The sequence below is a fragment of the Rhizobium sp. TH135 genome (assembly GCF_002855515.1).
Taxonomy (GTDB): Bacteria; Pseudomonadota; Alphaproteobacteria; order Rhizobiales; family Rhizobiaceae; genus Allorhizobium.
Map to the genome: position 1 here is coordinate 749,919 of NZ_PKRP01000003.1, position 25,895 is coordinate 775,813.

A 25,895-nucleotide genomic window follows, 5' to 3' on the forward strand; every position below is an offset into this window, starting at 1 on the left:
ATGCCGTTCCGAAAGATTGTCAGCCCTTCACGGTCATCAACGCGTGCATTTTTTGCAAGCGACATTGTTTCCTGTTGATTTCGTCACTCAAACAAGACGAATATTGGGCCCAAGTGTGGCCGACCATGCCACACGATCACGGACAGCCGCCTCACAACAACAAACGGCGTCCACCCAACAGAGAGGATCCTATGCGTATTCCGACACGTTTTCTGGCCGCAGCTTCGATCGCTGCCCTGTCGCTCTTTGCCGGCTCGGCCATGGCTCAAGAGAAGCTGATCATCGGCACCGAAGGCGCTTACCCGCCCTTCAACAACCTGGAAGCTGATGGCTCCCTCGTCGGCTTCGACATCGACATCGCCAAGGCGCTTTGCGAAGAAATGAAGGTCTCCTGCGAGTTCGTGACCCAGGATTGGGACGGCATCATCCCGGCGCTGCAGGCCAAGAAGTTCGACGCGATCATCGCTTCCATGTCGATCACGCCCGAGCGTCTCGAGAAGGTCGACTTCTCGAAGAAGTATTACAACACGCCGCCGGCCGTCGCCGTGCCGAAGGATTCGCCGATCACCGATCTAGCCGGCCTGAAGGGCAAGACGATCGGCGCGCAGTCTTCGACGACGCACGCCAACTACGCTGAAAAGCACATGGCGGATTCCGAACTGAAGCTCTATCCGACCGCTGACGAATACAAGCTCGACCTCGAAGGCGGACGCGTGGACGCAGTCGTTGACGACATCGTCGTCCTGTCGGAGTGGCTGAAGTCGGACGCCGGCACCTGCTGCAAGATCCTGACCCCGCTCGAAGTGGACGTCGAGATCAACGGCGAAGGCGCAGGCATCGCAGTGCGCAAGGGTGAAACCGCGCTCGCAGACAAGTTCTCTGCCGCGATCGAAGCCATCCGCGCCAGCGGCAAGTATGCCGAAATCAACAAGAAATATTTCGATTTCGACGTCTACGGCAACTGATCGCCGCATCGTCTAACGAAAACGAGTGGCGGAAGTCGAACACTTCCGCCATTTTGCATTTGTACGGCATAACATCAAAAGGCGGGCAAACCGCCAAAGGGGAAAAAGCGAATGGACAGTTTGTCCTCCGCGCTCGGTTCGATCTGGGCCTGGATCACCTACACCTTTGATCCATTCTGTGGCCCGGTGGGCGTCTTCCGGCTTCTGGCAGCCGATACGCTCGTTGCCTGCGGAGACGCAGGCTGGGGCGATGACATCGCCTTCGGCGTCAAGATTACGATATCGCTGGCACTGGTGACCTTGCCGCTCGGCCTGATGCTCGGCTTTGCCATTGCGCTCGCTATGCAGTCGCATGAACGCAGCCTGCGGATGGCGGCAGGCATCTACACGACGATCTTCCGCGGCCTCCCGGAACTGCTGACCCTGTTCATCGTCTATTACGGCTTCCAGATCGCCTTGCAGTCTCTCATGACATGGCTCGGAAGCGAGCAGCGGATCGAGATCAACGCTTTCTTTGCCGGCATGCTTGCCCTGTCGGTCGTCTTTTCGTCCTACGCCTCCGAAGTGCTGCTCTCCGCCTTCCGTGCCATACCGAAAGGTCAATACGAAGCCGGCAGTGCTGTCGGCCTCTCCCGGCGCAAGACCATGTCGCTGGTCATCATCCCGCAATTGATCCGGATAGCCCTGCCTGGCCTCAGCAATCTGTGGCTGGTGCTTCTCAAGGACACAGCACTCGTCTCGGTCATCGGCCTCACCGACATCCTGAGGCAGACCGGCGTCGCAGCACGAGTCACCAAGGAAGCCTTTCTCTTCTACGGGCTCGCCTGTCTTATCTATCTTGTGCTTGCGAGCATTTCGTCCGTGGGCTTGAACGCCATATCGCGCTGGGCCAACCGTTCGGAGGCAAGCCGATGAGCCATGCGTTGGAAATCATCCCGGCTCGCCCAGCCCCCGCCGCCCGCGCCAGCAAGATCACCGGGACGCGTGTGCTCGGCTATCTCCTGGTCGGCCTCTGGCTGGTTCTGGGTGCCGCCCTGCTCTGGTCCGTCGTGTCCAACTGGGACATCGAGAAGGTCAGCCGCTATGGCCCACGCTATCTGAACGGGCTGGCAACCACCCTCGCACTGACCGCGATCTCCATCACGCTCGGCGCTGTTCTCTCGGTCCCTGTCGCCTTTGCCCGTATGGCGAAGAACCCTGTTCTGAACGCGATCTCCTACACCTATGTCTACGTCTTCCGCAGCACGCCCATGCTGCTGCAGATCTTCCTGATCTATTACGGCCTGGGCTCCTTCCGCCCGCAGATCGAAGCGGTCGGCCTGTGGTGGTTCTTCCGTGAGGCCTGGTACTGCGCGCTCTTCGCCATGACGCTGAACACGGCCGCCTATCAGGCGGAAATTCTGCGCGGCGCGATCGAAAGCGTGCCGCGCGGACAGACCGAGGGCGCAAAATCGCTCGGCCTGCCCACATCGGTGACGTTCTGGAAGATCATCCTGCCCCAGGCCCTGATCGTCGCCCTGCGCCCCTACGGCAACGAGATCATCTTCATGATCAAGGGTTCGGCGGTCGTCGCGGTCGTTACCGTTCTCGACCTGATGGGCCAGACCCGCTACGCCTTCTCGCGGACCTTCGACTATCAGACCTATCTCTGGGCGGCGATCTTCTACCTCGCCATTGTCGAGACCCTGCGTCACACCTGGGCCGCCATCGAGGCCCGCCTCACACGGCATCTAAAGCGCTGAGTTTGGCACTCGGCCGCGACAGGCGTGTCGCGGCCAAATCTGCATTAGGACTTCCTTCACAACGCGGTGTTTCCATGGTGGCAGGGCCCGCGTCGGTCGCGGCCCCGGTCGGTCGCGGAAGCGATATAACCGTCCGCGCCGATCCCCTGCCACGGGAGACGGAGCAACGGACATGAACAGCGAAATGGAACTGATGCTGAAGGGTTACGGGCTGACCACCGCCCAAATCCTCTATCGCCTGCCGGACCACCCTTCTCTGCTCCAGACCTATATCTGGCAGCATTACGATCTCGCTCCCGACTTTCCGGAGATGCGCGGCTTCCTGCGCTTCTGGCAGGACAAGATCGAGGGACCGCTCCACTCGGTTACCTATGTGCACAAGAAGATGATCGCAGCCAGCGAATGGCGCTCACTGAAGGGCGAATTCATCCTTCACTGACGTCAGACATGCACCTCGCCATGGGCAAATTCGCCGTCGTCAGGTTCGCGACATACGACCGCGATGAGCAGCGAGGCATAGAACATGCCGACTAAGGCCAGAACGACGCCGCCATGCAGTGGCCCCAGATGGGCGTTTTCGACGAACTGCCAGACGCTGGTGACGAACTCGGCCGGGATCTCGGCCTGCTGCAGCTTGGGGCTTGAGATCTTCAGTGCCCAGGCGAGAAGCAGGATCAGATACATCCAGATGTAGTTTCGCCGGATGCGGCGGAAGAGTGCATCGCGGTAGCCGATGAGGAAAACCGGTTTGCGCAGGCTGGCGGCAATCGCTTGCGCCCAATCGGCCTTCAGCTCCGCCTGCGGGAAAAGCGCCTGTGCAAAGTAATGCCGCTCAAGCTGGCGTACACGTGCCCGGTAGACATCGAAAAAGCGATAGCGCCGCGCCTCGATCAGCAGGAATACAGAAATGAGCAGCATGGCGAACAGCACCACGCCGTGGTGGGAGGCCGGTGTCGAAAGCGATACCGACAGCAGACCCGCAACGACTGTCATCGACCAGTTGGACGTCCGGTCGATCCGGTCGCGCCAGCTCGTCATCCGGCCAATCTCACCCCGGTAGTAGTGGATGATCATATTGGCCTTCTCAGCCGAATTGGCTGGCAAGGCGGGTGCGCGACGGGCGGGCGTTGCGCTTTCGAGCGGCAAGATGCCGGCTTTTTCCTGTGCGGTTTGTTCCATGCTTGGCTCCATACCCGAAAAACACCAAGAGGTCGTCCTCTGTTCCGTTTTCATTGCCAAGCAGCGCCCGACCGGCTAGACGACCGGCAAAGGCCGGCAGCCGGCCACGGAAACAGGAGCCTCACATGGCCAAGATCGACGAAGAAGCCCTGGCGGAAGCCTATAACCGCGCACTCGCCCTCGAAAAGGCCGGCGACATCGATGCAGCCGTGAAGGCTTACGAAGAAGTCCTCGCCATCGACCCCGACGACCATGGCGGTGCTTCGGTCCGCATTGCCGCGCTTGGACGCGGAGAAGCCCCACCCAAGGCACCCGATGCCTATGTCGAGACGCTTTTCGACCAGCATGCGGACGCGTTCGAGGACATCCTTGTCGAACAGCTCGGCTACACCGTGCCGATGATGGTGCGCCAGCGCCTCCAGGCGCTTGAGCTCGGCCCCTTCAAGCGCCTGCTCGATCTCGGCTGCGGCACCGGCCTGACCGGTGGTGCGCTGCGCGACATGGTGGACGACATGACGGGCATCGACATCTCCGAGAAGATGGTCGAGATCGCCCATGAAAAGGATCTCTATGAGACCCTCTACGTCGCCGAACTCGAGGACTTCCTCGAAGACAACGACGACGAAGCCTTCGACCTGGTGACCGCGACCGATGTGCTGCCCTATCTCGGCGCACTGGAACCGCTCTTCTTCGGCGCCGCCGAGAACATGACCGCAGGCGGCATCTTCGTTTTCTCGTCGGAGACAAGGCCCGCAGACGTGATGGCAGACCGCCCCTTCATGGTCGGACCGCATCAGCGCTTCGTCCATGCCGAGACCTATGTGCGCGAGCGCCTGGCCGCCACCGGCTTCGAATTGGTCGAGATTACCGACATCAACGTCCGCATGCAGGACGGTGAACCGTCGCCTGGCCATCTGGTTGTTGCGAAAAAGAAAGGAAACTAAATCCTGGATTGTAATTTCCACTGGAGATTGCATGCGATTAGTGGCCAGCAAATACCAAGTCACTAGGCTTCCCCCAAGAAAAGGGGGAAGCCATGCAAACAGAAGTTGCCGCGCAAGCCATTTCCGACCCGTCCATGGCATGGACATTGGTCGCCGCATTTTCGATAGCCTTCATCACGATCTTCGCCCTGATCTTCGGGCGATATGAGATCAGGCTACGACGGCTACGCCTCATCCGTGACTACGTGAAGACTTTTCCTGTCATCGATCAGCAGGAGGACAGCACAAGCCCGTCATTCGAGTTCGTCCGGACCAAATACGCAGCAGACGTCAGGGGCAAGGACGAACGGAAGTCCGAGGACTGGAATGAAGTTCGCTCGACCGAAAGCATAGTCAAGGAAATCAACGATACGATTTTCCAGACCCGGTTCTTTCTAAATCGGGGGGACCTGCGGTTGCTGGCCGCCGCCCTTCCATATCTGTTCGTCGTCATGACCGGCTTTGTCCTGACACTCTCTGGTTTCGGATGTTTCGACACGGAGGCAACCTGTCTGAATGGGACGGCCTTCAACCTCCTGACGGTCGGCGGCATGCAGGTCTCGGAACAAGCATCGGCAACCGAACTGAGGCAACTTGCCGAGAACGTCCTGACCGTCGCCGCCATCACCTTCGTCGGCGCCTATCTCTCGTCGCTGCGCTACCTCGTCCAGGCGCTCGCAGTCTTCGATCTGAACGGCTACACGATGATCCGTCAGGCGGCGATGATTGTCATCTCGGTCCTCGCATCGGCAGCACTTTATCGCGCCTTACCGGATCTGAGCGCCGTACAGGAAGTCGTGAGCATCGAACGAAACACGCCAATCGGCGAGCTGTCTTCGCTCTGGATACTTCTCGCTCTGGCCTTCGGGCTGCTTCCGGGCAGTGTCTTGCAATTCATCCTGGTCAAGGTCGGCAGCCAGATCAACTGGATCAAGCAATCGGACAACCGCTTCATTGAGTGGACACGGGTCGTACCGCTCGATGCCATCGATGGCATCGACTTCTTCACGCGTTTCCGGCTTGAAGAATGCGGGATTTCCGACGTGCAGTCGCTCGCCACCTACAATCCGATCATGCTGCATATCGAGACGCCCTATGGCATCTACCAGACGGTCGACTGGATCGCCCAGGCGCAACTGTGCTGCGTCGTCGGCCTTGACCGTTTCCTGCTGCTGCGGCAGTTCAACGTCCGCACGATCTTCGATCTCGAACGCGCCCTGAAGCAGAACCGCAGTGATGACACTGACGCCGATCGAAAGGCCGTCGATGCCTTTGACAGGATCTACGCGGCCGTCCTCCTCGCGCCCACCGGTCCGATGAAACATGTGCAGGAAAAGAGTACGGCCAAGTTCCTGATCCCGGGGGCCGATGGACAAATCAAGGAGGTCGATGCGCGGGAATTCAGCATCTGGGCACTGACGACCATCAGCGAAACCAAGGAAATGTCATCGCGGGCCATCGAGCACCTGATGGACTGGATCGGCGACGATCTGCATGTCCGTCGCTTGAGACGCTTGTGGAACGAGATTTCGAGCCGTCTTGGACAATTGAGCCTGGAACTGACGCCCGACCATAAGATCGGCAACAAAACTGATGATCCAGCTCAGGCGGATTGACCATCCGGAGACCTTTCGTCCTGTCCTGCCTTCGATTATGCATGTCGCACAGCGCAAGGCAGGAGAGACGTAATGGCAAAGGTCGCATTCATCGGTTTGGGCGTGATGGGTTTCCCCATGGCCGGTCACTTGAAGGTCAAGGGTGGCCACGAGGTGAAGGTCTATAACCGAACGACCGCCAAGGCGGAAAGCTGGGTGGCAAAATTCGGCGGCAGCCACGGCCTGACACCGGCAGAAGCTGCAGACGGCGCCGATTTTGTCTTCACCTGCGTCGGCAATGACGATGACTTGCGGTCGGTCACGACAGGCGAAAACGGCGTGATCGCCGCGATGAAACCGGGCGCAATCTTGATCGACAACACGACCGCCTCGGCCGAGGTCGCGCGCGAACTTGCCGCAGCAACCGCCGCGAAAGGCTGCGGCTTCATCGATGCACCCGTCTCCGGCGGCCAGGCCGGTGCAGAGAACGGCGTGCTGACCGTCATGTGCGGCGGTGAGCCCGAGACCTTCGAGACGGCAAAGCCTGTCATCGATGCCTACGCCCGCATGACAGGGCTGATGGGTCCGGCAGGCGCCGGTCAGCTGACCAAGATGGTCAACCAGATCTGCATCGCCGGTCTCGTTCAGGGTCTCGCTGAAGGCGTGCATTTCGGCAAGAAGGCCGGCCTCGACATTGAGAAGGTCATCGAGGTGATCTCGAAGGGCGCCGCCGGCTCGTGGCAGATGGAAAACCGCCACAAGACCATGAACCAGGGCAAATACGACTTCGGCTTCGCCGTCGACTGGATGCGCAAGGATCTCGACATCGTCTTGACCGAAGCGCGCAGCAACGGCGCCAATCTGCCGGTCACGGCACTGGTCGATCAGTTCTACGGCGAGGTGCAAAAGCTCGGCGGCAACAGGTGGGACACGTCGTCCCTGCTGGCACGCCTGGAGAAATAACCATCGGATGGGGCGCTACGGCGCCCCTCAGTCTTCCTGGGACTTCTGATTGTCGATCATCATGTAGTCGAGCGGCAGCTCGGTCGTGTACTTGATCTGCTCCATGGCAAAGGCCGAGGAGACGTCACGGATCTCGATCTTGGCGATCATCCGCTTGTAGAAAGCGTCATAGGCTGCAATGTCGGGCACGACGACCCGCAGCAGATAGTCGACGTCGCCGCTCATGCGGTAGAACTCGACCACTTCCGGAAACTCCGAGACGACTTCGGAAAACCGCTTCAACCATTCGATCGAATGACTGGAGGTGCGGATCGACACGAAAACCGTGACCTTTGTGTTGACCTTGGCCGGATCCAAGAGCGCCACGCGGCGGCGGATGACGCCATCCTCTTCCATCTTCTGGATGCGGCGCCAGCATGGCGTCGTGGACAGGCCGACCTTCTTCGCCAGATCCGCCACGGCGAGCGTGGAGTCTTCCTGGAGAATGCGGAGAATTTTGCGGTCGAGGCGATCCATGACACGTCCTGTAAAACTGATTTTCTGTGATATAGCCGATTTCTTAAAATTTATGGAAAATCATTTCAGCCTATCAACAAGGAAACTTCGCGCCGCAGCACGGGCAGCACCTCCTCCTCGAACCAGGGATGGCGCTTGAGCCAGCCGGTATTGCGCCAGCTTGGATGCGGCAAGGGCAGCACGCGCGGCCCCTCACGGTTGGTGAGAAGGAAGTCCCGCCAGTGGGCGACCGTCTCGGTCATTGTCTTCCGCCTCAGACTGCCGAGATGCCAGGCTTGCGCATACTGTCCGATCGCGAGGATCAGCTCCACCTGCGGCATGGCATCCATCACCGTCTGGCGCCAATGCGGCGCGCATTCCCGGCGCGGTGGCAGATCATGGCCGTTCTCGTCATAGCCCGGGAAGCAGAAGCCCATCGGCGCGATCGCAAAGCGCGAACGATCATAGAAGGTATCGCGGTCTACCCCGATCCAGAGCCGGAGCCGGTCTCCCGACGCGTCGTTGAAGGGAATACCGGTCTCATGCACCCGAAGCCCCGGCGCCTGGCCCGCGATCAACACTTTGGCGGTTGCCGAAAGATAGGCGACCGGCCGGGGCTCGTGCGGCATGCGCCGCTCCGGCCCGCCGGCCGGACAGTCACGACAGATCCGACACTGGGCGATCGCATGGCTCAAAGCGTCAATCGTCGGCGGCAGATCGCCACGCGGCATCGCCGGCGGCGTCGGTGCATCGGCAGTCATTCTCTCATTCCCTCGAACCAGTTCGATATCCAGCGGGGCAGTAACGCCTGGACCCAGCCGGCAAGTTCCGCCTCCTCGACCTGCCTCAGCCGCCGCCAGTCCGAAGGCCGCTCGAACCGTCCGGCCCAAATCCCCTCGCCTGCTGCTCGTGCCTTGCCTTCTGCAACAAGATAGCGCCCATCGGCGACCGCAGCACCTGCCGCCACCAGACGCTCGCCGAGGTCATCAAGCCCTTGCTTGCAGGCGACGAGCAGCCGCTGATAGCGGTCGCGGCGCGTGCCACTGCATTCCCAAGCTCCATCGGACGCGAGCGCTCTCAGCGTCCGCCGCGCCTCTTCCCCACAGGCATAGGTCGAGCCGTCGCCCCTCTCGCAGATCTGGCCGAGTTCCGGCGCATCGATCCCCTCGATGCGCAATCGCTCGCCCGCGACAGCAAGAGTATCCCCGTCTATGGCAATTAACGGACCAGTGAAGCGCAGCGCCTGTGCATTTTCCAGCTTGGCGATGATCAGCAGCGCCAGCGCCAGGATGGCTAGCGCCACAACGATGTCCCGCAGGTGCTTCAGGCGCCTCGTCACATTCCCACCCATTTCAAGAACGAATCCTTTTCACACATGGCAAACAAATCCTTCCAAGACAGGATCTTCTTAAGAATTCGCCGCTAGGGTTCACCAAGGGCGCGGAAGACTGCAACGCAATGAGTAACGGCGTAGATACATCGGCGGACAAGAATGTTCTCGACCTGACGCGAAACGATCGCAGCAGGGCAACGACGCGCGCCCTTCGTGCAACGCGTGAACGTCTGCAGTCCGGCCAGGGCACATCCCCCGCATTCGACGTCGAAATCCTCGCAATGCATATCGCAGCCTGCCTTCAGGGTGCAGCCGTCATCCCGATCATCATCCTTCTGATTGCTGGCTCCGGTGCCTATTTCACGGCGCAGCCCCATTTCATCGTCTGGGGTCTCTTTGCCCTCACCATGCATGCGATCGGCATCTTGATCGTCAAGCGGGCGTCGAAGACCGAGATCACACTGGAAAGCCAGAGCAGCTGGCGCCGCATCCTGCTGCTCTCCCAAGTCGCCATGGGCATGTCTTGGGCAATCTTTGCCCTTCAGGACTGCGCGACCTGCAATCCGACCGCCTTCACCTTCTACAAGGGTGCCGTCCTTCTGCTGGCCCTCTCGATCACCGCGATGGCGAGCATGCTGCTGCGCCAAGCCGTGCTCTTCGGCTTCCTGCCGACAGTGGTTGCGCTGACCTACGTGTCCGCCAGGGGTCAAGACATGCTGGATCTTGGACTGACCGCGGTCTTCACCACGGCGCTCATCTTCTTCATCTACATCACTAAGCGTCTTCACCAGGCCAATCTGAAACTCCTGTCCTTCCAGACGGAGAAAGACGATCTGATCGCCGAACTCGAAGTGGCAAAGTCCCTCTCCGACGAGGCGCGCCGTCGGGCGGAAGAAGCCAATATGGCGAAGTCCCGATTCCTCGCGTCCATGTCGCACGAGCTGCGCACACCGCTCAATGCCATCCTGGGCTTCTCGGAGGTCATGGCGACCGAAGTGCTCGGACCGCTGAACAACCCGCTCTACAAGGAATATGCCGGCGACATCCATCGCTCCGGCACGCATCTGCTCGAACTGATCAACGAGATCCTCGACCTCTCGCGCATAGAGGCCGGCAAATACGAGCTCAGCGAAGAAAGCGTGGCTCTGCTCGAAGTGGCCGAGGACTGCATCGGCATGATTCAGCTGCGCGCGAAATCGAAGAACATCCGCATCGAGCAGCAATTCGAAGCCAACCTCCCGTCGCTCTGGGCCGATGAAAAGGCGCTGCGCCAGGTTATCCTGAACTTGTTGTCGAACGCCGTGAAATTCACGCCGCAGGGTGGAGAGATCATGGTCAAGGCCGGCTGGACCGCCGGTGGCGGGCAATACATCTCGATCCGCGACAACGGCCCCGGCATTCCGGAGAACGAAATCCCCGTGGTGCTATCCGCCTTCGGTCAGGGCTCGATTGCGATCAAGAGCGCCGAACAGGGCACAGGCCTTGGCCTGCCGATCGTTCAGGCGATCCTGTCCAAGCATGGCGGCGAGTTCAAGCTCAAGTCGAAGCTCCGCGAAGGCACGGAAGTCATCGCCATCCTGCCCTCGAGCCGTGTGCTCGAAAGCTTGCCTGCGGTGTCGGAAGCAAAGGCGGTCGAGCCCCGCCGCCGCCAGTTCGCCTGATCGGCGATTAGCCAAGGAACAGCCGGCTGATCACGACATAGGCGGCAAAGGCGCCGTTGGCGATGATCAAGCAGAAGACCGCGAAGGACCCGAGATCCTTGGCATTCCGCCCGACCGTGGAAATCTCGGGCGAAATCCGGTCCACCAGTTCTTCGATAGCGGTGTTCAGGGCTTCCACCGAGAACATCAGCATCATCAGGACGATGAAGCCGAGGAACTCGAACAGGCTCGCCCCGACCAGAGCGAAGACCACGAGCCCGCCGACAAATCCCAGCAATTCGTGCCGGAAAGCCGCTTCCTGAACGAGACGCTTGAAGCCTTGCGCGGAATACTGGGCGGCGGCGAACAGATGCGCGATGCCGGTCTTTTTCTTGATGACGGTGGATGCGAGCGGCTTGGCGCCGCTCTTCTTTGGCGCGCGATCACTCATGGGACTTGTTGGATACCCCAGCCTGTTCGAAGGTCGCCATGCCGGTATGGCAGGCGGCTGCCGCCTTGACGATACCGGCCGCAAGTGCAGCCCCCGTGCCTTCGCCGAGCCGCATGCCGAGCGCCAGAAGTGGCGTCTTGCCGAGGCGCTCGATCGCACGCAGATGGCCGGGCTCACCTGAGACATGGCCGATCAGGCAGTGGTCGAGTGCAGACGGGTTGGCGGCCTTCAGGATCGAAGCCGCAGCAGTCGCCACGTAACCGTCGATGAGAACGGGGATCTTCTCCATGCGTGCGGCAAGGATTGCACCCGCCATAGCGGCGATCTCGCGACCACCGAGGCGACGCAAGACTTCCAGCGGATCGGACAGATGTTCGCAGTGGAAGGCAACCGCCTGTTTGACGGCGGCCACCTTGCGCGCCAGCACATCGCCTTCGGATCCGGTGCCCGGACCGACCCAGTCCTCCGCCTCGCCGCCGTAGAGCGCGAGGTTGATCGCAGCGGCGATCGTCGTATTGCCGATGCCCATCTCACCGATGCAGAGCAGATCCGTGCCACCGGCGATTGCCTCCATGCCGAAGGCCATGGTGGCGGCACAGTCGCGCTCGGAGAGCGCCGGCTCACAGGTGATGTCGCCGGTCGGGTAGTCGAGCGCCAGATCGAAGATCTTGAGGCCGAGATCATGCGTCACGCAGATCTGGTTGATGGCCGCACCACCAGCCGCGAAGTTCTCGACCATCTGCTGGGTGACCGACGGCGGAAACGGCGTGATGCCGTGTTTGGTCACACCGTGATTGCCCGCGAAGATCGCGACCAGCGGACGGTTGACGGCCGGCGCACGGCCGCTCCACGCGGCGAGCCACATGGCAATTTCTTCCAGTCGGCCGAGTGCGCCCGGCGGCTTGGTCAGCTGCTTGTCACGCTCGCGCGCAGCCACGAGCGCCGCCGTGCTGGGGCCCGGCAGGTCGCGCAGCAGGGCGCGAAAATCGTCGAATGGCAGGCCGGTAACGCTCATGGATCGGGCTTCCTTGTAATCTTCCAGCAAATCAGGCTTTGTGGCCTCTCTCTTACTGACCGGACCCGTGCCGCTCAACTCAAAAAACGACGCAGCCGGTCGAGGACGAAAACGAATGCTGAAATACGGAACATTGGGATCATGCAGGTTGTCGAGAACCTTCTGACGGAGACGGCGAGGGCCGTTTCCTTCCTGAGCCGCCTGCCGGTCCCGGACCGCTTTTTCGCCGGCCATGATGGCGGCCTGAGCCGCACCGTGATGGCCTTCCCGCTTGCCGGTCTGGTCATTGCCCTCCCCGCGTGTCTGGTGATCAGTATCCTGTCGCTAGCAGGCGTAGCACCTGTCCTGATCGCACTGATCGCGATCACCGCGCAGGTCATGCTCACCGGCGCCCTGCACGAGGATGGCCTGTCCGACACCGCCGACGGTTTCGGCGGAGGCCGGACCCGCGACAAAGCGCTTGCCATCATGAAGGACAGCCGGATCGGCACTTACGGCGCGCTCGCGCTGATCCTGTCAGCAGGCTTGAGGATCGCCGCCCTGTCGACCCTCATTCAAGTCCTGCCCCCGCTGGCTGCCGGCTTGACCTGGCTGGCTGCTGCCATCCTGTCCCGAACACTGATGGTCTGGCACTGGTCGTCCCTGCCCTCGGCGCGCACAGACGGCATTGCAGCGTCCGCTGGTCTTCCTAACGCGGAGGCAGCGCGGACTGCTCTAGTGCTCGGCGGAGCAATCACGCTCGCTCTCAGCCTCGTCGCGCTGCCCTTTCATGCCTGGTTCGTGGCAGCCGCGATCAGCCTTCTCGCCGTCTCGGCTTTCACCCGCCATTGCCGCAAGCGCATTGACGGCCACACCGGCGATACCATCGGCGCCAGCCAACAACTCTGCGAGAGCGCCTTTCTCCTGACCCTTGCCATGCTAGTCTAGGAACCCGATATAGGAGCGAAACCAAAGGGCTCGCGATGGAATCCCCCTGCATTCTCGTCTGTTCGATCGATGACAAGACCGGCTATTGCTTCGGCTGCGGGCGCACCCGCGACGAGATCGGCCTCTGGACAAGTTATACCGGCCTCGAGCGCCGGACGATTATGTCCGAACTGCCGGCGCGCATGGAAAACATGGAGCGCAAGCCACGGCGCGAGACGCGACGCACCCGCATGATCCGCGAGCGTGAGGGCGGTTGATGCGCTTCATCATCGGCATCGCCATCCTGGCCATCGGCCTCGTCATTCTGATCATCAACCATGACAGCGGCCAGAGCTTCGGGATCAACAACGAAGACTTCGGCCGCATGGTCGTGGCCCTGCCCATCCTTCTGATGATCTCGGCAGGCGTCTTGCTGGGACGGCGCGAACTCGGCCAGAGCATCCGCCAGATGGCGATCTGGGTTTTGATCGCCCTCGCCCTAGTCACCGGCTACCTCTACCGCGGAGACTTTCAGAGCATTGGCGAACGGGTGCTGGCCGGCCTCATGCCCGGTCGTGCGGTAACCGTCACGACCGCGGATGGGAGTGCGGAAGTGGTCCTGCACAAGTCGCTGGGCGGTCATTTCGAGACCACCGTCGGCATGGGTCCCGTCAATGTCCCCGTGCTGATCGACACAGGCGCAAGCTCGGTCGCGCTGCGCTATGAAGACGCCATGCGCATGGGCATCGATCCCGGCGATCTGAGCTTTACGCGAACCGTGCTGACCGCCAATGGGCGCGCCTCGGCGGCCCCGCTCCGGATCCCTGAGATCCGCCTCGGGCCGATCGTGCGCACCAATGTCGAAGCCGTGGTGCTGGAAGAAGGCCTGCTCGACCAGAGCCTTCTCGGCATGAGCTTCCTGTCGAGCCTAAGCTCGCTGCAGATGCAGACGGATGAACTCAGGCTGCGCGACTGATCGGTTCAGGGCCTCAGTTTGTAGCCAGTCGTGAAGATCCAGGCGAGGAAACCGAGGCAGGCTGCAAGGAAAAGGCTGATCATGCCGAGGCTGATCAGCGGATGCACGTCGGACACCTCGAAGAAGCTCCAGCGGAAGCCGCTCACCAGATACAACACCGGGTTCAGATGGCTGACCGCCTGCCAGAACGGCGGCAGCATGTCGATCGAGTAGAAGGTCCCGCCGAGAAAGGTAAGCGGCGGCACCACCAGCGACGGCACAAGGCTCAACTGCTCGAAATTCTTCGCAAGAATGCCGATGATGAAGCCGGCAAGGCTGAAGGTGATCGAGGTAAGCACCATGAAGAGCAGCATCAGGAACGGATGCGCGATGTGCAACTCGACGAAGAACATCGCGGTTGCCAGAATGATGAGGCCGATCATCATGCCCTTGGTAGCAGCCGCCCCGACATAACCGACCAGGATCTCGCTCATGGCGATTGGCGCCGAGAGGATCTCGTAGATCGTCCCGGTGAATTTCGGAAAATAGATCCCCGCAGACCCGTTCGACACGCACTGCGTGATCAGGGCAAGCATGATCAGGCCCGGCGTGATGAAGGCGCCGTAGGAGACGCCGCCGATCTGTTCCATGCGCGACCCGACAGCCGCCCCGAAGACGATGAAATAGAGCGCCGTCGACAGCACGGGAGAAATGACGCTCTGCAACAGCGTGCGACGCGTGCGTGCCATCTCGTAGACATAGATGGACTTGATCGCTTCGATATTCATGCGGCCTCTCCGATCAGCGAGACAAAGATGTCTTCGAGCGACGTCTGACGCGTGGAAACATCATCGAAGCGGATCCCAGCGGTTTCGATGGCGAGCAGCAGCTTGGCGATCTCCCCATCTCCGCTTCCCAACTCATATTCGTAGACCAGTTCTTTCCCATCGGCGCTGAGCGTCAGGGCGAAACTGGCAAGGCTCTCAGGAATGGCATCCATCCGCTCGAGCAACTGGATCGTCAGCTGCTTGCGCCCGAGCTTGCGCATCAGGGCGTTCTTTTCTTCGACGAGCAGCAGCTTGCCCTTGTTGATGACACCGACGCGGTCGGCAATCTCTTGGGCTTCCTCGATGTAATGGGTCGTCAGGATAATGGTCACACCCGTCTTGCGCAGGCGCTCGACGAGCTGCCACATGTCCTTGCGCAGCGCCACGTCGACGCCGGCTGTCGGCTCGTCGAGGAACAGGATACGCGGCTCGTGCGACAGCGCCTTGGCGATCAGCACACGCCGCTTCATGCCGCCCGACAGTTCGCGCAGCGCATTGTTGCGCTTGTCATAGAGACTGAGGTCCTTGAGGATCTGCTCGATGTAGGCAGGATCAGGCTTCTTGCCATGCAGTCCGCGCGAGAAGCTGACGGTGTTGAACACCGTCTCGAACATATCCGTCGTCAGTTCCTGCGGCACAAGCCCGATCTCGGCGCGCGTCTTGCGAAAGTCCCGCACGACGTCGTGGCCGGACACCGTGACCTGACCATCACTGGGGTTGGTGATGCCACAGATGATCGAGATCAACGTCGTCTTGCCGGCCCCGTTCGGACCGAGCAGCGCCAGGATCTCGCCCTGCTCGATGTCGAAACTGACATCATCAAGGGCTTTGAAGCCATTGCCATAGGTTTTGGAGAGCGAATTGATGGAGATAATGGGAGCCATGGGGACATTCCAGTCTGCGGCGGGTCGGACACATATAGGCGCCCGGTCACGATGGCACCAGAGACGATATCAGTCCGGGTCGGAAAGCATGGTCTCGGAATAGACACGGTTGCGACCGTAGCTCTTGGCCATGTAGAGCAGCTGGTCGGCTGCTGCGAGATAATTGCTGAAGCTTTCGCGTCCGGCGATCTCGGCGAGACCAATCGAAATGGTGACATTGAGATCCTGATCATCAAGGGCCACGCGCAAGGATTCGATCTCCGAACGCAGCGTCTCGCAGAGCGCCGACCCTTGCTGGACATCGAGGCCCAGCATCAGGACGCTGAACTCTTCGCCGCCAAGACGTGCCAGTAGATGGCCGCTGCCAGCCAACTGACGCGCGAGCTTCGAACCGACAGCCTGCAGCACACGGTCGCCGATCTCGTGACCATAGGTGTCGTTCAGTTTCTTGAAATGGTCGATATCCAGCATGGCGATGCAGCAGGGCTCGCCCCGCTCCAGCCGCCCGGCAACCTGGGCCGGGCCCGCATCGAAGAAGTAGCGCCGGTTCGGCAGCGCGGTCAGATAGTCGCTGAAGGCTGCGACACGCAATTGCTGAAGCTGGGCCAGCGTTTCGATATTGTGCTGGATGCGGCACTGCAACTCTTCGATGACATAGGGCCGATAAACGAAATCATTGGCCCCAGCCTTGAGAAAGCTCGCCGAGAGAAGGCGATCGGCAGACGAGGAGATACCGATGATCCGCAGCCGGTCACTGTCGTGCTCGCGGCGGATGCGTCGCGTCAGCTCGTAACCATCCATGTCCGGCATGTGATAGTCGGTAATGACCAGTTCGATATGCGGCTGACGCGTGAGAATCTCCATGGCCTGGAAGCCCGTCGACGCCTCATAGACCTGGAACTTCTGCACCCGCAGCAGGTCAGCAAGCATCGTGCGGGCCGATGGCACATCGTCGACCACGAGCACCCCGACATCGCGATTGCCGAGCAGCCTGACCACGGAAGACAGGACGAGGTCGATCGCATTCTCGTGGTTCTTGACGTGATAGTCGGCAACGCCCTTCTGCAGCAAACGCTCGCGCAGATCCCGGTTGAAATCGGCGGTAAAAACGACGGCAGGGATGTGCTCCGCGATCACGGCATCAAGGATTTCACCATCCGAGGCGCCCGGCAGGTTCAGATCGACGACCGCCACATCGAATGTTTGCCCGCTCTGCATGACCTGCCGAAAGACGTCTGCATTGGCGCACTGAGTCACCTGGCAGGAGAAATCGGTCTCAAGCTTGTGGCGCATGATCGAGGAGAGAGAACGGGAGTCCTCGATGACCAGTATTCGCCCCTGCTCGGCCCGCTTGCGCTGAATTGAAGGTTCGCGCGCGTAAATCTGCTCGGGAAAATACATGAAATACCTACCACTTTACCGAGATCGCCCAGCGGGCGACCTCCTCCTAATGGCAGGACTGTAGCGACTGTAATTATACGTCGCACCTATTTTTTGTGAGCTTGCGCAGCTTTGATCTGAACCAGCGTGTCGAGGTTCTGGTTGACGCGGCAGTAAAACTCTTCGTCGATGAAGGGACGCAGCATGAAATCGTTGCCGCCGACCTTCAGGAAGCGTGCCGACAGAAGCCGGTTGGTCGAGGACGAAACGCCGATGATGCGCAGTTCATGCGATCCACGCACCGAGCGGATGCGGCGTGTCAGCTCGAAGCCGTCGATATCGGGCATGTTGTAGTCGGTGACCACGAGGCCGATATCCGGATTGGCTTTGAGGATCTCGATCGCCTTGGCGCCACTTTCAGCCAGGCTGACGCGGAAATTATAGCGGCGAAGACGGCTCGACAGCAGCGCGCGCGCCGTCGGGCTGTCGTCGACGATCAGCACGTGGTGGCGGTGGTTGGTGAGGAAGCGGTAGACCGATTCGGCGAGCATCTCGACGGCAAAGACATTGTCCTTGAGGATGTAGTCGACGATGTCCTTGGACAGCAGCTTTTCGCGCATTTCATCCTGGAACGTGCCGGTAAACACCACCGTCGGGATGTTGCAGTCGATCAGATACTCCAGGGCTTCGCCGTTTTCGGCGCCGGGCAGGTTGATGTTCGAGATCGCCAGTACGACCGGCTCCTGCGACAGCTCGTTCGCCATCTGCAGGTCTTCGAAAGTCCGGCAGATCTCGATATCGACGCCCATCAGTTCCTTGAGGCGCTGACTGATCATCTGTGTGAAGACGTTCGAGTCTTCGCCGAGGATGATCCGGATATCGGGGAAGGTCTCTCCCGAATACTGCATTCCAGAAACGCCGAGAACTGCCATGACTAGCCTTTACCTATCTTGTTCATTAGCAAGACATCTAGCAAAGGCCCTTTGCGGAACCGTTAACTGAGGCCCTCGGCCCGCAGCAAGGATGGCGCATAGTTAAGCATTTCGGAATATCGCGGTATGGCTAGTGCCGTGACCGGCACCTACTTGATCGTGGCAACGCCGTCCTTGATCTCGACGGTTTCGCCGCCAGCAAGGCCGATACGGTCGCCATTGGGCAGGGTGAGGAAGCAGCCGGCAGCGCAGATCGTGTCGGAGCCGCCGGCATCAAGGGCAACTTCTGTCTTCGTGCCATCCTCGACGACGACAAGCACGACCGATGAAGATCCGGTATTGAGGACGGATGCGGCAAGGCCCGGTCCCGCGACCAGAACGCTCCCCAAAACGACAACCAGCTGTGCTACGACCTGCTTCATGCCGACAGCGGAGCCAAAGGCTCCGTCCTCTCAAATGCAATCGGTCAGTCCCGATCGCTTCTGCCCCTCTTGTGCCGCATTCCGCCTGAATGGCGGCTGAATGCGGCGTTCATGGCAGGAGTTTGTCATCATCTGGCACGGCTGACAATTCCTCTGCAGTCGGAGCAACATTTGCAGGCTTCGCCTTGCGCCGCATGAGCGCCTGACGATCATGGTCCTGGACATGCAGCATGACGTCCTGATGCGGATACGGCATGACGATGCCATGTGCCCGAAATCGGCGGAGGATCTCCATGCGCACTTCGTTGCGCACATGCAGCCCCTCGCCCATGTCAGCCAGGTGGAAGCGCAGCTCGAAGTCCAGCGATGAGGCTCCGAAGCGCAGGAATTCCACATGCGGCTCCGGATTGCGCAATACATCGGTCCGCTCGTTGACGACAGCAAGCAGCAGATCGATGACCTCCTGCGGGTCCGTGTCATAGGCGACGCTGACCGGCACTTCGGAGCGCTGCACCTTGTTGCGATGCGTCCAGTTGCCGAGTGGCGCATTGATGAGTTCGGAATTCGGCACGATGATCGATTGACGGCGGAACGTCTCGATTTCCGTCGCGCGCACCGAGATGCGCTTGACGATACCTTCATTGACGCCGGTAATCACATGGTCGCCGACCTTGAAGGGCCGCTCGACAAGAAGGATCAGGCCGGAAACGAAGTTGGAGACGATGTTCTGCAGACCGAAACCGATACCGAGCGACAGGGCACCGGCAACCAGGGCCAGGCTTGAAAGGTCGATGCCGGCAGCGGAGATGCCGATGATGCCGGCAATGCCCGTGCCGAGATAACCGACCCCGGTCTTGACCGAATTGCGCACGCCGCCGTCTACATGGGAGCGCGCCATGACATTGCCGTCCAGCCACTTCTGGAACCAGCGTGTGACGACCAGACCGCCCGCAAACAGCAACACGCCACCGAGAATGCCGAAGATCGAGATGCGGATCGTACCGACATTGATCTCGGTGAAGAGGTTGAACAACCAGAGTTGCAGATCGCGCGGCTGGAAGCCCCAAGACATCAAAATCAGCGGCACACCCGTGATCAGCGCAAACGCATAGATGAACAGTCCCGCCGCGATACCGCTCTGATCGAGCCCGACGGCCGAGAGCCGGAAGCGCTTGCCGACGAACTGGCCGACGCGGGTTTCGCCAAACTGATTGGGTGCAGAGATCGCCTTGCCGGTGAGGATGCCGATATACATCGTGGCCACGACAGCACCCGTGAGCACGATCTGCGTGGCGAGGAAGCGTGCAAGGCCCACATAACCGATGGCGGCCGCGAGGATGAGGACGGCGCCAACGACCCTCAGCGTGATCGACACCGCGCGTGGCCAGGGCCGCCCCGGCGCTGTCGGTTCACCCGTCTGGGAGAGCACAGGCCGCAAGAACGAGACGAAGAACAACAACAAACCGACGACCACCGAAGAGGCAAAACTCTTCATGACCGTCAGCACGACTGGCGAGCTGTAGGTCTCACTGATAACCGAGAGCACGTAGTCGAGGCCATTGACCAGAGCCATCAGGAAAATGGCGATGCTCAGATCCCGCGCGCCCTTGTTCGAAAGCCTGACCAGCCGCCAGTTCGGCTCCGCCGGCGCCATCACGGCGCGCGAGATCGCGGTCACGAAGAAGACAAGACCGATCAGCCCTAAGACCGATGCGACGATGGGCGCAATGTCCGGCCTCAGTACATTGAAGGTGTCGAGGAGGAAATAGGCCGACGCCAGGAAGAAGCTGAGTGCCAGCGACGGCAGGATCGTGGAGAAGAAGGCGACGGAGAACCGGCTGAGATAGGAGGGATCCGCAATCGTCGGATCCCGGCGGTTGATGCGCCCGAACAGCCGGTATTCGGCAAACAGGATCAGCGAGGCGAGCGCCGTCGACAAGAGCACGGCGATCGCCAGCGGCAAGGCCTTGAACTTGATGACAAAGGTCAGCCAGCTCGTGATGCTCCGCTGAACGCGCTCGGCATCAGCAGAAAACGACTGCAGCGCTTCTTCGAGAACGCCACCATTGATATCGGTGTGCTCAAACAGCCGGCTGGTAAAGAGTGCGCGACGCGTGTTGGAGATGCGGTCGGACAGCGCCTTCGCCTCGATCGACAGATCCTCGGCCTGCCCGGTGAGCGCATTGACCTCGGCCCGCGCCGCATTGAGCCGGGCACGTTCCTCGGTCACACTCGCACTCTCGGCCGGCTGCCCCTCGGCGGGTGCCTCCCCCAGCTCCGTCAGGCGGGCCTGGATATCATCGATGCGCGGCCGGAGATCGACGGTGATCGCCAGCGCTTCGCGGCCCAAGGCGTCGACCTGGACCTTGAGATCGGCCAGAACGCCGTCTTCCTGGAGGTTCTTTTCCACCTGATCGCGAAGGCTCGAAAGCCGCGTGCGCGCCTCCTCGATGCGCTGCTCGGCGGCAACGATCTGCTCGTCGCGCTGCGGTGCCGGTGCGGGTGCAGGTGCAGGTGCAGGTGCCGCCTGAGGCGCCGCAGGAGCGGCAGCAGGCTGTGCCGGCGTCGCTGCTTCCGGGCTCGCGGCCTCGGAAGGCTGAGACGCCGGGGCGCCGGCGTCCTGCGCCTGGGCAAAATCGGGAGCAAAGGGAAGCGAATGGCCTCCCGCGAACAGGCAGAACGCGACGAGAAGAGCAATCAAGCGGAATCGGATCAAGACGAAGTCCAGTGCGTGGATGGAAACCGCGGGACAATAGATCCAGTTAAAGGCAAAAGAAAGAACGACTTAAAGGCATGCAGCCACCGGCCCTCGAGGACCGGTGGCTAGCGTCGAGACGCTCAGGCGATCGCCTGACGCAGGGCTTCGAAGCGCGAGACCTGCTCTTCAAGCAGATTGCGCTCCTTGTCGCGGCGGACAAAGACCTTGAACATGGCCTTGCCGTCGGCATTCATGAACCAGACCGAACAGGACCGTCGACCGTGGAAGCCACGATCGACGAAGGCGATCGAGACACAACGCTCCTTGCGGATATGACCGCCGATCGGGCTGTCGCCATGGATGTTGAACCAGCCATGCCCTTCGCTGCCGTCGGGCAGGCTTCCCTCGACTTCGAGCACGATGTCTTCCGTATGCACGATCATCAGGATGTCGCCCCAGGAGGACAGGTCCTTCCAGATCGGCTCCCAATGCTGGGCCGCCACAACCACGGCTGCCCCTTCAGGCAGGACGGCGAGCACTTCTGCGGGCGTGACCTCGGCCTTGGCCGCGATCTGCTCGATCACGCCATCGGGCTTTTCGGCAAGGGCCGCAAGCGCCCGCTCGCGCCGTTCACCACTCGTCTGCGTCAGCGTGTCCATGTGTTCCTCACGCGGCTTCCGGCGCCGAGCGCTTGCCCGAGCGATCTTCGTGGATGATGACGTCGAAGCCCTCGAAATGCGGGCCCGAGAGATACTGTACCTTGCTTTCGCCGGCGCGCGCATGCGCTGCACGGAACTGCTCGGACTTGGTCCAGGCAACGAAATCGGCATGGGTCGCCCAGACGGTATGCGAGGCATAGAGCGTATGATCGTCCGCCTTCGGACCCTTCAGCATGTGGAATTCGATATAGCCCGGCATTTCAGCCAGCCGGCCTTCGCGCGCCTTCCACTGGTTCTCGAAAGCTTCTTCGAAGCCCGGGACGACGCGAAAACGGTTCATTGCGATGTACATGGATCTGCTTCCCTCTCTGCAAGATGCTGTTTCGTCGAGGTCGGGCACGCCTTCGGATACCAAGCTTACCCCGAAATCCGCAGCGGTGGAACGACCACGCTCTGTTGCCTTCCTATTTAAACTTGTGTATCGCAGTCAAGTTAAATGTCGGGGCCAGATCCTCGGCATGGCAATCTCAACATCGGCGTTCTCCGGGCGGCTGCGGCGGCTCTGCAGATGCCAGGATCATAGGTTTGTACGCATCCATGTTGCCCCTTCGCTCCTCGCGCCGCCAGGTGCTTTCCGCCACCGCGGCCCTCGCCATCCTGCTGCCCACACTCCTCCCCTCGGCAGCCACCGCCAAGGATGCGGAGCGCATCGTCGCGATCGGCGGAACCGTAACGGAAATCATCTACGCTCTCGGAGAAGGCGACCGTGTGGTGGCGGTGGATACGACGAGCCTTTACCCGCCGGAAGCCACATCCAAGCCGAACATCGGCTATGTCCGCCAGATCTCCGCGGAAGGCGTGCTCTCCCAGAAACCAGACCTTATCATCGCGGAATCCGGTGCCGGCCCGGTCGATTCGGTCAACATCCTGAAGGCAAGCGGTCTCAACTTCGTCAGCATTCCGTCGCCCCCGGAGACTGCAGCAATCCCGGCCAAGATCCGCGCTGTCGGCCAGGCTATCGGTCGTGCTGAAAAAGCTGAAGAACTGGCAAAGACCGTCGAAGCCAGCATCAAGGCGATCGAGGAAACGGTGACGGCAGCAACGGGACCCAAGAAGAAGGTCCTGTTTGCGCTCTCTCTCGCCAATGGCCGCGTGATGGCAGCCGGCAGCCAAAGTTCCGCCGACGCCATGATCCGTCTTGCCGGTGGCGAAAATGCCGTATCGAGCGTTACCGGCTACAAGCCGCTCACCGATGAAGCGGTGATTGCCGCAGCTCCCGATGTCGTGCTCGTCATGAGCGGCGGCGCCCAGCACTTGACGGCCGAACAGGCCTTCGCGCTGCCGGCACTTGCCGCAACGCCGGCCGGTCGGACCAAGGCTTTCCTGACGATGGACGGGCTCTATCTGCTCGGCCTCGGACCGCGTGCCGCCGACGCGGCACGCGACCTGAACGGCATGCTCTATCCGGAAGGACAGTGACCGTGAGCACGCTGGCGCTGATGTCGACCCTTGGCAGGCGCGATGGAGACCGCTCCGGTCTCGGCATGCTCGTCATCGCCCTGCTGACCGTCCTGCTCGCCGTTTCGGTTCTCGTGTCGATCGTCATCGGCCCGACGGGCGTCGGCTTGCCACACCTGATCGCCTATATCACAGGCGATCAGGCCGCCATGGACCAGCAAAACCGGATCATCCTCGAAGCCGTACGTCTGCCCCGCACCGGCATGGGCCTCCTGATTGGAGCTGCCCTTGGCGTGTCCGGCGCGATGATGCAAGGGTTGTTTCGCAATCCGCTGGCCGATCCCGGCATCGTCGGCGTGACCTCGGGTGCGGCGCTGGCAGCCGTGATTGCCATCGTTCTGGGACCGACCCTGCTCTTTCCGCTTCAAGCATTTTTCGGCGAGCAGTTCCTGCCGCTGATGGCCTTCCTCGGCGGCCTGGGCAACACGCTGCTTCTGTACGCAATCGCCACGCGCAACGGTCAGACCTCGACGACGGCACTTATTCTCTCCGGCATCGCGATTGCCGCAATGACGGGGGCTGCAACCGGCCTCCTGATCTTCATCGCCGATGACCGGGCGCTGCGCGACATCACCTTCTGGTCGCTCGGCTCGCTGAGCGGCGCGACGACCGCCAAGATCGTCGCCATTCTTCCCTTTGTCGTCTTCGTTCTCGCGATCATCCCCTTCGTCGCCCGGGGCTTGGACGCGCTGATCCTTGGGGATGCGGCCGCCTTCCACATGGGCGTACCGGTGCAGAGGCTGAAGCGCCTGACGATCCTGGCCGTCGCTGCGGCCTGCGGCGCAACGGTGGCTGCCGCTGGCTCGATCGGCTTCATCGGCATCGTCGTGCCTCATCTCTTGCGGCTTGCGATCGGCCCGGCGCACCGCTTCCTGTTGCCGGCATCGGCACTCGGCGGAGCGGCCCTGCTGCTGCTCGCCGACACCGTCGCCCGCACGATCGCCGCACCGGCCGAACTGCCGATCGGCATCATTACGGCGATCCTCGGAGCACCCGTCTTCCTGATGCTGCTCCTCGGCCGTCAGGGCCGCCAGGCCATGGAAGGATTGTGATGATCAGAGCGCAGAATGTCAGCATCAGACGCGGCGGGCGCAGCCTTGTCGACAATGTCAGCCTGAGCCTCGAGCCGGGCAAATTCACCGTGATCATCGGTCCGAACGGGGCTGGAAAATCGACGCTGCTCAAGACCCTGTCAGGCGAGCTGAAGCCCGATGATGGCGACGTGTACTACCATGACTGCCGGATGGCCTCGCTGAGCCCGCTGGAACTCGCTCGCGAGCGTGCGGTGCTCCCGCAGTCCACTGCCCTCTCCTTCCCCTTCACCGCGCTTGAGGTGGTGCGCATGGGCGCAGTTGCGCATGGCAGCCGCGATCCAAACCTTGCCGCCCGCCAGGCGCTGGTCCGCGTCGATCTCTCTGGGTTCGAAGGCCGCAGCTACAACGCCCTGTCAGGCGGCGAGCAACAGCGTGTTCAACTCGCCCGCGTGCTCGCACAAATGCCGGACCCGCAGATGGACGGCCGCCCGCGCGCAATCTTTCTCGATGAGCCGACCGCCAGCCTCGACATCGGCCACCAGATCTCTGTGCTGGAAATCGCCCGCGACTTTGCCCGGCGGGGTGGCGTGGTGCTCGCCATCCTGCACGACCTCAATCTGGCCGCCGAATTTGCCGATCACCTGGCAATTCTGCACCATGGACGCCTGATCCGCGAAGGAAGCCCCAAGGCGACCATCGACGATGAGACGATAGCGCATGTCTATGGGCTTTCCGGCACCGTGGGCCGCCTGCCCAGCGCCGCCATCCCCTATGTCCTGCCCCAGGCGCGGCTCAGCGCGACACGCTGAGCCGGCTACATAGGTTGTCCACAGTTATCCACAGGGCAACGCAATCGGAATTGCGCCTAAATCCGATACATACCGGGAACACGAGCGACAGACTGTGGAAACATAGAGAGAACACTGCCGTCTCGGCAGCAGATCATGCGCAGTGCCGTCACTCGCACCCTCACTTGTCCGGCTAACTGAACCGAGATCAACGAATGAGAGCACGACTCGCTGCAACACATGGGCAGCAAGCGACAGCCTGAGCGTCATGGTGAACGCCATAGCGTTCCCTCGCAGTATTCATCAAATTACTGATTTTGAAGAGAATGGTGGGTGATGTAGGGCTCGAACCTACGACCCGCTGATTAAGAGTCAGCTGCTCTACCAACTGAGCTAATCACCCGCCTGCACCGGCTTCCGGTACGTCCGCCGCCGTTTCCGGTGGCGTGACCGGGCGTATAAACAGGATATGGGACCTTGTCCAGCGCCGCCGCGAAAAATCTTGGCTGTTTGGTCAAAAAAATTCCAAAA

28 protein-coding genes and 1 tRNA gene are annotated in these 25,895 nt (G+C 61.1%); 14 read left to right on the plus strand and 15 right to left on the minus strand.

Annotated features, from left to right (window positions below; all coding sequences use genetic code 11):
- Window positions 1-191 precede the first annotated feature (191 nt).
- From C0V73_RS12540 to C0V73_RS12555, 4 genes are all read left to right on the plus strand, one after another.
- Complete coding sequence (locus C0V73_RS12540; protein WP_102020296.1) at window positions 192-965, plus strand: ABC transporter substrate-binding protein; 774 nt, start codon at window positions 192-194, stop codon at window positions 963-965.
- Between the two features lie 111 nt (window positions 966-1,076).
- Complete coding sequence (locus tag C0V73_RS12545) at window positions 1,077-1,880, plus strand: ABC transporter permease (protein WP_102020297.1); 804 nt, start codon at window positions 1,077-1,079, stop codon at window positions 1,878-1,880.
- Window positions 1,877-2,707 carry an ABC transporter permease gene (locus tag C0V73_RS12550; protein WP_102020298.1) on the plus strand — a complete coding sequence of 277 codons (831 nt, stop codon included), beginning with the start codon at window positions 1,877-1,879 and terminating at the stop codon, window positions 2,705-2,707. Before C0V73_RS12545 ends, C0V73_RS12550 begins: the two co-directional genes overlap by 4 nt.
- A gap of 172 nt (window positions 2,708-2,879) precedes the next feature.
- Window positions 2,880-3,146, plus strand: coding sequence for an usg protein (locus tag C0V73_RS12555; RefSeq protein WP_006726048.1), 267 nt, complete (start codon window positions 2,880-2,882; stop codon window positions 3,144-3,146).
- A gap of 2 nt (window positions 3,147-3,148) precedes the next feature.
- On the opposite strand, the gene C0V73_RS12560 is transcribed toward C0V73_RS12555, so the two are convergent.
- Window positions 3,149-3,886, minus strand: a complete 738-nt coding sequence (locus C0V73_RS12560) for a DUF2270 domain-containing protein (protein WP_102020299.1) — start codon at window positions 3,884-3,886, stop codon at window positions 3,149-3,151.
- 125 nt (window positions 3,887-4,011) lie between these two features.
- Between C0V73_RS12560 and C0V73_RS12565 the strand changes: the two genes are divergently transcribed.
- The 3 genes from C0V73_RS12565 to C0V73_RS12575 all read left to right on the plus strand — a co-directional run bounded on the left by C0V73_RS12565 (window position 4,012) and on the right by C0V73_RS12575 (window position 7,427).
- Window positions 4,012-4,830: a methyltransferase domain-containing protein gene (locus C0V73_RS12565; RefSeq protein WP_102020300.1), complete on the plus strand. Its 819-nt coding sequence runs from the start codon at window positions 4,012-4,014 to the stop codon at window positions 4,828-4,830.
- Window positions 4,831-4,922: 92 nt separating this feature from the next.
- The gene (locus tag C0V73_RS12570) at window positions 4,923-6,485 is read left to right on the plus strand and encodes a hypothetical protein (RefSeq protein ID WP_102020301.1); all 1,563 of its coding nucleotides are present in this window, start codon (window positions 4,923-4,925) and stop codon (window positions 6,483-6,485) included.
- A 72-nt stretch (window positions 6,486-6,557) separates the two neighbouring features.
- Window positions 6,558-7,427: an NAD(P)-dependent oxidoreductase gene (locus tag C0V73_RS12575; protein WP_102020302.1), complete on the plus strand. Its 870-nt coding sequence runs from the start codon at window positions 6,558-6,560 to the stop codon at window positions 7,425-7,427.
- A 27-nt stretch (window positions 7,428-7,454) separates the two neighbouring features.
- Here C0V73_RS12575 and C0V73_RS12580 read toward each other — a convergent pair whose 3' ends face one another.
- The 3 genes from C0V73_RS12580 to C0V73_RS12590 all read right to left on the minus strand — a co-directional run bounded on the left by C0V73_RS12580 (window position 7,455) and on the right by C0V73_RS12590 (window position 9,261).
- Entirely contained in the window at window positions 7,455-7,943 is a 489-nt protein-coding gene (locus C0V73_RS12580) for an Lrp/AsnC family transcriptional regulator (protein ID WP_102020303.1), read from the minus strand.
- 65 nt (window positions 7,944-8,008) lie between these two features.
- A complete protein-coding gene (locus C0V73_RS12585) occupies window positions 8,009-8,653 on the minus strand; it encodes a uracil-DNA glycosylase family protein (protein WP_245407963.1) in 645 nt (214 codons plus the stop codon).
- A 26-nt stretch (window positions 8,654-8,679) separates the two neighbouring features.
- Window positions 8,680-9,261: a thermonuclease family protein gene (locus C0V73_RS12590; protein WP_102020384.1), complete on the minus strand. Its 582-nt coding sequence runs from the start codon at window positions 9,259-9,261 to the stop codon at window positions 8,680-8,682.
- Window positions 9,262-9,380: 119 nt separating this feature from the next.
- Here C0V73_RS12590 and C0V73_RS12595 point away from each other — a divergent pair, with 119 nt between their 5' ends.
- Window positions 9,381-10,916, plus strand: coding sequence for a HAMP domain-containing sensor histidine kinase (locus C0V73_RS12595; RefSeq protein ID WP_102020305.1), 1,536 nt, complete (start codon window positions 9,381-9,383; stop codon window positions 10,914-10,916).
- 7 nt (window positions 10,917-10,923) lie between these two features.
- Here C0V73_RS12595 and C0V73_RS12600 read toward each other — a convergent pair whose 3' ends face one another.
- Window positions 10,924-11,346 (minus strand): diacylglycerol kinase, encoded by a 423-nt coding sequence (locus tag C0V73_RS12600; RefSeq protein WP_102020306.1) that lies wholly within the window; start codon window positions 11,344-11,346, stop codon window positions 10,924-10,926.
- Entirely contained in the window at window positions 11,339-12,361 is a 1,023-nt protein-coding gene (gene cobT / locus C0V73_RS12605; RefSeq protein WP_102020307.1) for a nicotinate-nucleotide--dimethylbenzimidazole phosphoribosyltransferase, read from the minus strand. Before cobT ends, C0V73_RS12600 begins: the two co-directional genes overlap by 8 nt.
- Window positions 12,362-12,502: 141 nt before the next feature.
- Here cobT and cobS point away from each other — a divergent pair, with 141 nt between their 5' ends.
- The 3 genes from cobS to C0V73_RS12620 are packed head-to-tail and all read left to right on the plus strand — an operon-like array spanning window position 12,503 to window position 14,243.
- Window positions 12,503-13,288 (plus strand): adenosylcobinamide-GDP ribazoletransferase, encoded by a 786-nt coding sequence (gene cobS, locus C0V73_RS12610; RefSeq protein ID WP_102020308.1) that lies wholly within the window; start codon window positions 12,503-12,505, stop codon window positions 13,286-13,288.
- Between the two features lie 35 nt (window positions 13,289-13,323).
- Window positions 13,324-13,545: a DUF1289 domain-containing protein gene (locus C0V73_RS12615; protein WP_102020309.1), complete on the plus strand. Its 222-nt coding sequence runs from the start codon at window positions 13,324-13,326 to the stop codon at window positions 13,543-13,545.
- Entirely contained in the window at window positions 13,542-14,243 is a 702-nt protein-coding gene (locus tag C0V73_RS12620; protein WP_172450150.1) for a TIGR02281 family clan AA aspartic protease, read from the plus strand. Before C0V73_RS12615 ends, C0V73_RS12620 begins: the two co-directional genes overlap by 4 nt.
- A 5-nt stretch (window positions 14,244-14,248) precedes the next feature.
- On the opposite strand, the gene C0V73_RS12625 is transcribed toward C0V73_RS12620, so the two are convergent.
- From C0V73_RS12625 to C0V73_RS12660, 8 genes are all read right to left on the minus strand, one after another.
- Window positions 14,249-15,010 (minus strand): ABC transporter permease, encoded by a 762-nt coding sequence (locus tag C0V73_RS12625; RefSeq protein ID WP_102020311.1) that lies wholly within the window; start codon window positions 15,008-15,010, stop codon window positions 14,249-14,251.
- Complete coding sequence (locus C0V73_RS12630; RefSeq protein WP_102020312.1) at window positions 15,007-15,933, minus strand: ABC transporter ATP-binding protein; 927 nt, start codon at window positions 15,931-15,933, stop codon at window positions 15,007-15,009. Before C0V73_RS12630 ends, C0V73_RS12625 begins: the two co-directional genes overlap by 4 nt.
- A gap of 69 nt (window positions 15,934-16,002) precedes the next feature.
- Window positions 16,003-17,334, minus strand: a complete 1,332-nt coding sequence (locus C0V73_RS12635; protein WP_102020313.1) for a response regulator — start codon at window positions 17,332-17,334, stop codon at window positions 16,003-16,005.
- 86 nt (window positions 17,335-17,420) lie between these two features.
- Window positions 17,421-18,245, minus strand: coding sequence for a response regulator (locus tag C0V73_RS12640; protein WP_102020314.1), 825 nt, complete (start codon window positions 18,243-18,245; stop codon window positions 17,421-17,423).
- A 149-nt stretch (window positions 18,246-18,394) separates the two neighbouring features.
- Entirely contained in the window at window positions 18,395-18,667 is a 273-nt protein-coding gene (locus C0V73_RS12645; RefSeq protein ID WP_102020315.1) for a hypothetical protein, read from the minus strand.
- A gap of 109 nt (window positions 18,668-18,776) precedes the next feature.
- A complete protein-coding gene (locus C0V73_RS12650; protein WP_102020316.1) occupies window positions 18,777-21,383 on the minus strand; it encodes a mechanosensitive ion channel family protein in 2,607 nt (868 codons plus the stop codon).
- Between the two features lie 122 nt (window positions 21,384-21,505).
- Entirely contained in the window at window positions 21,506-22,024 is a 519-nt protein-coding gene (gene hutX / locus C0V73_RS12655; protein ID WP_102020317.1) for a heme utilization cystosolic carrier protein HutX, read from the minus strand.
- Window positions 22,025-22,031: 7 nt separating this feature from the next.
- A complete protein-coding gene (locus C0V73_RS12660) occupies window positions 22,032-22,376 on the minus strand; it encodes an antibiotic biosynthesis monooxygenase (protein WP_102020318.1) in 345 nt (114 codons plus the stop codon).
- Between the two features lie 245 nt (window positions 22,377-22,621).
- Between C0V73_RS12660 and C0V73_RS12665 the strand changes: the two genes are divergently transcribed.
- From C0V73_RS12665 to C0V73_RS12675, 3 genes are read left to right on the plus strand one after another with little or no spacing between them, the layout of a single operon-like run.
- Window positions 22,622-23,503, plus strand: coding sequence for an ABC transporter substrate-binding protein (locus C0V73_RS12665; RefSeq protein ID WP_102020319.1), 882 nt, complete (start codon window positions 22,622-22,624; stop codon window positions 23,501-23,503).
- A gap of 2 nt (window positions 23,504-23,505) precedes the next feature.
- A complete protein-coding gene (locus C0V73_RS12670) occupies window positions 23,506-24,594 on the plus strand; it encodes an iron ABC transporter permease (protein WP_102020385.1) in 1,089 nt (362 codons plus the stop codon).
- A complete protein-coding gene (locus tag C0V73_RS12675; RefSeq protein ID WP_102020320.1) occupies window positions 24,594-25,385 on the plus strand; it encodes a heme ABC transporter ATP-binding protein in 792 nt (263 codons plus the stop codon). The genes C0V73_RS12670 and C0V73_RS12675 overlap by 1 nt, the downstream gene beginning before the upstream one ends.
- 306 nt (window positions 25,386-25,691) lie before the next feature.
- On the opposite strand, the gene C0V73_RS12680 is transcribed toward C0V73_RS12675, so the two are convergent.
- Window positions 25,692-25,767, minus strand: a tRNA-Lys gene (locus C0V73_RS12680).
- Window positions 25,768-25,895 lie beyond the last annotated feature (128 nt).

What these genes read in the sequence shown, in the direction of transcription:
- C0V73_RS12540 (WP_102020296.1), top strand. Translation starts at nt 192, where the DNA reads ATGCGTATTCCGACACGTTTTCTGGCCGCAGCTTCGATCGCTGCCCTG.
- C0V73_RS12545 (WP_102020297.1), top strand. Translation starts at nt 1,077, where the DNA reads ATGGACAGTTTGTCCTCCGCGCTCGGTTCGATCTGGGCCTGGATCACC.
- C0V73_RS12550 (WP_102020298.1), top strand. Translation starts at nt 1,877, where the DNA reads ATGAGCCATGCGTTGGAAATCATCCCGGCTCGCCCAGCCCCCGCCGCC.
- C0V73_RS12555 (WP_006726048.1), top strand. Translation starts at nt 2,880, where the DNA reads ATGAACAGCGAAATGGAACTGATGCTGAAGGGTTACGGGCTGACCACC.
- C0V73_RS12560 (WP_102020299.1), bottom strand. Translation starts at nt 3,886, where the DNA reads ATGGAACAAACCGCACAGGAAAAAGCCGGCATCTTGCCGCTCGAAAGC.
- C0V73_RS12565 (WP_102020300.1), top strand. Translation starts at nt 4,012, where the DNA reads ATGGCCAAGATCGACGAAGAAGCCCTGGCGGAAGCCTATAACCGCGCA.
- C0V73_RS12570 (WP_102020301.1), top strand. Translation starts at nt 4,923, where the DNA reads ATGCAAACAGAAGTTGCCGCGCAAGCCATTTCCGACCCGTCCATGGCA.
- C0V73_RS12575 (WP_102020302.1), top strand. Translation starts at nt 6,558, where the DNA reads ATGGCAAAGGTCGCATTCATCGGTTTGGGCGTGATGGGTTTCCCCATG.
- C0V73_RS12580 (WP_102020303.1), bottom strand. Translation starts at nt 7,943, where the DNA reads ATGGATCGCCTCGACCGCAAAATTCTCCGCATTCTCCAGGAAGACTCC.
- C0V73_RS12585 (WP_245407963.1), bottom strand. Translation starts at nt 8,653, where the DNA reads ATGCCGCGTGGCGATCTGCCGCCGACGATTGACGCTTTGAGCCATGCG.
- C0V73_RS12595 (WP_102020305.1), top strand. Translation starts at nt 9,381, where the DNA reads ATGAGTAACGGCGTAGATACATCGGCGGACAAGAATGTTCTCGACCTG.
- C0V73_RS12600 (WP_102020306.1), bottom strand. Translation starts at nt 11,346, where the DNA reads ATGAGTGATCGCGCGCCAAAGAAGAGCGGCGCCAAGCCGCTCGCATCC.
- cobT (WP_102020307.1), bottom strand. Translation starts at nt 12,361, where the DNA reads ATGAGCGTTACCGGCCTGCCATTCGACGATTTTCGCGCCCTGCTGCGC.
- cobS (WP_102020308.1), top strand. Translation starts at nt 12,503, where the DNA reads ATGCAGGTTGTCGAGAACCTTCTGACGGAGACGGCGAGGGCCGTTTCC.
- C0V73_RS12615 (WP_102020309.1), top strand. Translation starts at nt 13,324, where the DNA reads ATGGAATCCCCCTGCATTCTCGTCTGTTCGATCGATGACAAGACCGGC.
- C0V73_RS12625 (WP_102020311.1), bottom strand. Translation starts at nt 15,010, where the DNA reads ATGAATATCGAAGCGATCAAGTCCATCTATGTCTACGAGATGGCACGC.
- C0V73_RS12630 (WP_102020312.1), bottom strand. Translation starts at nt 15,933, where the DNA reads ATGGCTCCCATTATCTCCATCAATTCGCTCTCCAAAACCTATGGCAAT.
- C0V73_RS12635 (WP_102020313.1), bottom strand. Translation starts at nt 17,334, where the DNA reads ATGTATTTTCCCGAGCAGATTTACGCGCGCGAACCTTCAATTCAGCGC.
- C0V73_RS12640 (WP_102020314.1), bottom strand. Translation starts at nt 18,245, where the DNA reads ATGGCAGTTCTCGGCGTTTCTGGAATGCAGTATTCGGGAGAGACCTTC.
- C0V73_RS12645 (WP_102020315.1), bottom strand. Translation starts at nt 18,667, where the DNA reads ATGAAGCAGGTCGTAGCACAGCTGGTTGTCGTTTTGGGGAGCGTTCTG.
- hutX (WP_102020317.1), bottom strand. Translation starts at nt 22,024, where the DNA reads ATGGACACGCTGACGCAGACGAGTGGTGAACGGCGCGAGCGGGCGCTT.
- C0V73_RS12660 (WP_102020318.1), bottom strand. Translation starts at nt 22,376, where the DNA reads ATGTACATCGCAATGAACCGTTTTCGCGTCGTCCCGGGCTTCGAAGAA.
- C0V73_RS12665 (WP_102020319.1), top strand. Translation starts at nt 22,622, where the DNA reads ATGTTGCCCCTTCGCTCCTCGCGCCGCCAGGTGCTTTCCGCCACCGCG.
- C0V73_RS12675 (WP_102020320.1), top strand. Translation starts at nt 24,594, where the DNA reads ATGATCAGAGCGCAGAATGTCAGCATCAGACGCGGCGGGCGCAGCCTT.